The 4,238-nt window shown below is 70.6% G+C and carries 7 protein-coding genes; 3 read left to right on the plus strand and 4 right to left on the minus strand.

Translation table 11 applies throughout. From position 1 onward, the window contains the following. Nucleotides 1-344 precede the first annotated feature (344 nt). On the minus strand, nucleotides 345-977 hold the full coding sequence (locus tag JNW89_RS29380; protein ID WP_238451566.1) for a hypothetical protein: 633 nt from the start codon (nucleotides 975-977) through the stop codon (nucleotides 345-347). Here JNW89_RS29380 and JNW89_RS29385 point away from each other — a divergent pair. Further along, entirely contained in the window at nucleotides 952-1,161 is a 210-nt protein-coding gene (locus tag JNW89_RS29385) for a hypothetical protein (RefSeq protein WP_238451567.1), read from the plus strand. The genes JNW89_RS29380 and JNW89_RS29385 overlap by 26 nt on opposite strands. Before the next feature lie 43 nt (nucleotides 1,162-1,204). Here JNW89_RS29385 and JNW89_RS29390 read toward each other — a convergent pair whose 3' ends face one another. The 3 genes from JNW89_RS29390 to JNW89_RS37875 form a co-directional block, all read right to left on the minus strand. Beyond that, nucleotides 1,205-1,510, minus strand: a complete 306-nt coding sequence (locus tag JNW89_RS29390) for a hypothetical protein (protein ID WP_238451568.1) — start codon at nucleotides 1,508-1,510, stop codon at nucleotides 1,205-1,207. 291 nt (nucleotides 1,511-1,801) lie between these two features. Further along, nucleotides 1,802-2,236, minus strand: a complete 435-nt coding sequence (locus tag JNW89_RS29395; protein ID WP_238451569.1) for a DUF3085 domain-containing protein — start codon at nucleotides 2,234-2,236, stop codon at nucleotides 1,802-1,804. Nucleotides 2,237-2,369: 133 nt separating this feature from the next. Next, entirely contained in the window at nucleotides 2,370-2,630 is a 261-nt protein-coding gene (locus JNW89_RS37875) for a hypothetical protein (RefSeq protein WP_306344926.1), read from the minus strand. A gap of 624 nt (nucleotides 2,631-3,254) precedes the next feature. Between JNW89_RS37875 and JNW89_RS29405 the strand changes: the two genes are divergently transcribed. Both JNW89_RS29405 and JNW89_RS29410 read left to right on the plus strand, forming a co-directional pair. Then, nucleotides 3,255-3,878 carry a hypothetical protein gene (locus JNW89_RS29405; RefSeq protein WP_238451570.1) on the plus strand — a complete coding sequence of 208 codons (624 nt, stop codon included), beginning with the start codon at nucleotides 3,255-3,257 and terminating at the stop codon, nucleotides 3,876-3,878. Between the two features lie 243 nt (nucleotides 3,879-4,121). Beyond that, nucleotides 4,122-4,238: AAA family ATPase (locus JNW89_RS29410; protein ID WP_238451571.1), on the plus strand; the 117-nt coding region annotated here is incomplete at its 3' end.

Raw genomic sequence — 4,238 nt, forward strand, 5'->3', positions numbered from 1 at the left:
CGCGCGCCGGCGGGCAGGGGTATGCCTGGCCGGTGCAGCGCAGGTTGGCCCAGCGGTGAGGCTGGTCGGGGTGGGATTGGTGGGCGGCGGCGACGTCGGTGGCGAGCAGCCACAGCAGGACATCGGTGACGGCGCGCGGTACGGCGCGGCGGTGCGGCTGGGTCATGACGCGTTGCCCCTCTCGGGTGAGATCGGCTCGGGTGGCCGCCATCCCTGGCCAGCGGTGCGGGGTTGCCGCTGTCGGGTCCGCCAGGGGTGGCGGCCGGGTGCAGTGACGCTCGACTCTCGCGATAGATCAAGTCGTCGCCTCGCTGCGTGTGTGGGCCGAGGCGGTCGCTGTGCCGTTAGTCGTCTCGATGGATGAGGAAGCAGTCCGGCACGGCGGGGTCGTCGTGGCGGTAGTCGTCGAGGCAGCGTTCGTAGTGGGTGGACTGGCCGCAGTGTCGGCAGCGCATCGGCACGGCCGCGTCGAGGTCGGCGTCGTCGTGTCCGTGGGCGGTCGTGTGGTCGTGCGCCGCAAAGCGACAGGTGCCGTGGGTGCAGAACCGGCGGCCGGGTGTGCGCAGCTGGGCGACGACCAGGCCCTGGACCGCGGCGGTGAGGTCGATGCTGGTCTGGGTGCCGTCGTAGGGGACGCCTGCGGTTATCAGGTAGTCGTTGGCGTCGAGGTAGCGGTGCAGGTCGACGAACGAGCCGATCCCGGCCGGCACGACCCCTTGGCTGATGTCCTCGTCGATCGCGGCGAGGATGAGGTCGGCGAAGCGCCGCACCTGCTCGGCAGGTTCCCCGGCGGACGGCTGGTGGGGCTGGTGGTGGGCCAGCCAGATGCGGACCAGGGCCCGCAGGTGGCTGATCTGGGCGGCGCGCTGGGCGATCAGGGCGTCCAAGCGCGGTCCCTGGGCCTGCAGCACACCGATCGGGTTGCTCGCCAGCTCCAGCAGACAGGGCGCGATGGAGGTCGGCGAGGTGTGCGCCAACAGTGTCGTCGTCGCAGCGCGCGAGGTCAGCCTCGGTGGCGGTGAGGGTGTGGCAGGTGTCGGCGAGCACCGGCAGCGCGCCATCGTGCTGTCGCGCGCCGGCTACCGCGTCGTCGGTGATGTCGTGGCCGGTGTATTCGCGGACAAGGTGCAGCGTCACTGGGAGTTCTCCTCGAGCTTGTAGCGGTTGATAGGCGGCGCGGTGCCGTGCGGGCCGGGTACGGCGGTCACCTCAGCTCGGCCGGTTCGGCGGCGGTGGTGTCGAGGTCGCCGGGGTCGGCGTCGTCGCGTTCGCTGCCGTCCCACTCGAAGCGCACGTCGAGCTCGGCGCCGGTGAGGGCGGTCTCGACGGCGGCTTCGGCGGTGTCGAAGGCGCCCTCGCGGCTGGTCGCGATGACCTCGACGAGGACGGGCAGGGTGAGACGACCTGCCAGCGGCGGGGTAGCGCCGGCAGGTCCAATGCGTGCAGGACCCGGTCGGCGGCGTCGGCGTCGATGTCGTGCGTGCTGGCGGCCTCGCGCAGCGCCTGCCACACCTCGCGGCGGAAATGGGCCAGCGAGTCGGTGTCGCCGCCTGCGGGAGGCTGCGGCAGCGGCGGGGTGGGGTGGTCGCGCAGGTAGGCGTGAAGCTGGGCGGTGGTATGGGTGAGCCATCCCAGCGGGGCGGGTTGGGCAGGGTGGAAAGCCACCCAGGCGTCGCGGAGGACGGATTCCAGGGTCGGCGGTTGCGGTGTGGTCGCCTCGGGCGTGCTCATCAGGCTTCTCCTCGGATCACGGAAATGGCCCCGCCGCACAGGGTGTGGGCGGCGGGGCCATGCGGTCGTGTCAGGGCTGGTGGCGCAGGGTCCGGCTGATGCGGACCTCGTCGGTGTCGGGGTGCACGCTCAGGTGCAGCCACCGGTAGTCGGCAGCTGCGGCGGTGCGCAGGGTGGTGATCAGCGGGGTGGGCTGCTCGGTGAGGTGCAGGTGTTCGGCAAAGTCGTCCCCGCCGAGGTCCGCATCTCGGCGGTGGCCAGCGGTGTCGGGGTTCCAACCGTGGGCGTAGACGATCAGGCTGGAGTCGGGACGGTTCGGGTCCCTGAGGCGGGGCAGGCCGCTGGACATCAGGTAGACGCCCTGGTCGTGGACCCACACCAGCGCGCCGGGGCAGGCAATGCCGTCTTCGTGCTCGGTGAAGGAGGGTGCGTGCTCGTTGGCGGCGACGGCGTGCTCAGCCAGTCGCAGCGTCTGGGTCAGGTCGAAGTAGAGATGCAGGGCCATGACAGGAACGTCCTTCTGGTTCGCATGCGAGATGGGTGGTCAGCTCGGGCCGGACAGGCGCGGCGGCCTGCTTGCGCAAGCCGGAAGGGACTCGCGGCTGACTGGGCCGCGAGCCCCTATCGGGACGGCCGGGCTATCGGGTGATGTCGGCTGCGCTGCCGAGGCCGAGGCGTGCGCCGATGGCGGGGCCCCGCGTGGCGGCGTGCTCGGCCGGCAGGAGTTGCCGGGCGTGAGCGTCGACGTGCGCGCGGGCGGCGGGGCTGACGTGCTGCGGCAGGGCGAACAGCCGGCGGGTGGGCGGGGCGCCGAACCGGTCGGTGTACTCGGCGGGGCTGGCGTGGAGGTAGAAGGTCAGTCCAAGCCGCCAGGCACCGGGGCGACGTTGTACTGGCATCCGGGGCCCGGCTCCAGCGCACGAAGTCGCGCAGGCCCGTGGCGGGGGTGCGGGTGTGGCCGCGGTGGGCGACGTAGCCGGCGTAGCGCAGGACCCGGTCGGGGTCGAGCAGCCGCCGGCCTGTGGAAGACCTCCCGTCGGCGAACACCACCAGGTCGCAGGCGGCGGCGTGTCCGTTGGAGAAGTGCAGCACCGGCTGCCCGGCGGGGGCGTCGAGGCCGGTGACCCGGTGCGAGGTGCGCAGCAGCCCCGAGGGCAGGCGGCGGGTCAGCGCGGCATTCAGCAGCGTCCAGGTGGTGTTGCGGCCCGGGTAGACCCGCCGCAGCCCGGCGGCCGGGCGCCGACCGTGCACGGGGATCTGCCAGATGGTTTTGTCCGCGTACGGGTCAATGTGCACAGCCAGCTACAGCTGAACGTGCACAGCGTCGTGCAGATGGGCGATGGGATGAGCCGGGCAGCTCGACGCTCCAACCGCTCGCGAACCTACCCAGCGGACTCAGCGAGATCCACGGGAAGGGCCGGCAGCCTGCCATGACGTTCCGTGACGAGCGACGCGGCATCGACCGGGCGACCCATCCGCTTCTGCCGATGAGCGCGTGTGCCTTGCCGGGATAGCGTGGTGGCGTGACGGAGCCTGACTACAGCCTCGCGAAGATCACGCTCCTGGAGTTCGACGAATCCGTACGCAAGCTGCCCGGTATGTATTTCGGGGTAGGCAGGGAAGATCCTCGTCTGGCGACTCGGGTGCTTTGCACGGTTGTCGGGCACGCGTTTCATCCGGCAACCAGGGTCGCCGCGAGCCACACGCCCGACGTCGTAGCGGAGATCACCGCTGATCTCGTCTTCTCGGTGACCGACGACCAGGCGGACATCCTGACCGGCCGGGGCATGCCGAAGCTCGGCTACTACGACTCGCTGCTCACCTGCGATCGCTGGTCAAGCGCCGCGGCGGCGGCCGTGAGTTCGCAGACCATCGTCGAAGTCTGGCGACATGGCCACGGCTTTCGGCAGAGCCTCATCGGCTTACGGCCGGTCGAGCCACCTGCGGAGTTCTCCGCTCCCGCCGGAGCCGGCACCCGTGTGGCTTACATCCTCGATCCCGCCTACTTCGGCTCGGCCGCGATCACAACCGATCTCGCCAGCCTCGACGTGCACGGCCCGCACTGCACCAACACCACCGGGCCCGGCAAGGTTGTCATCCGAGACCGCAGAGAGCGGAGCCGTCCGAGAGAATACCGGTGTGCCTGACTCGGGCATCCGGATCTGCCGCGATCCGCGCGCTACGCAGGGTTACGTGACCGCTCGCGGCTCGCGGTGCGGATCTGCCGATGACAGCGTGCTGTCGTTCAAGTAGCCTTTTGGCAGGCACCACGCCGATGGAGCCCAGCTCTCGGCTTTCTTGTGGCCAGCCAAATTGCACTTCCACTTTTGCGCGCCCGACGGCCCGGAATCGTGCGGTTGCCTCCTGCCTGTCATGTCATCGGAGGGACCATGCCTGCGTACATCCTCACCGGCGCCCCCGGATCCGGTAAGACGGCCATACTGCGCCAGCTGGAGATCGACGGCCACGCCGTCGTCGAGGAGGCCGCGACGGACGTCATCGCGCTC

This window comes from Micromonospora sp. 4G55 (genome assembly GCF_016803375.1).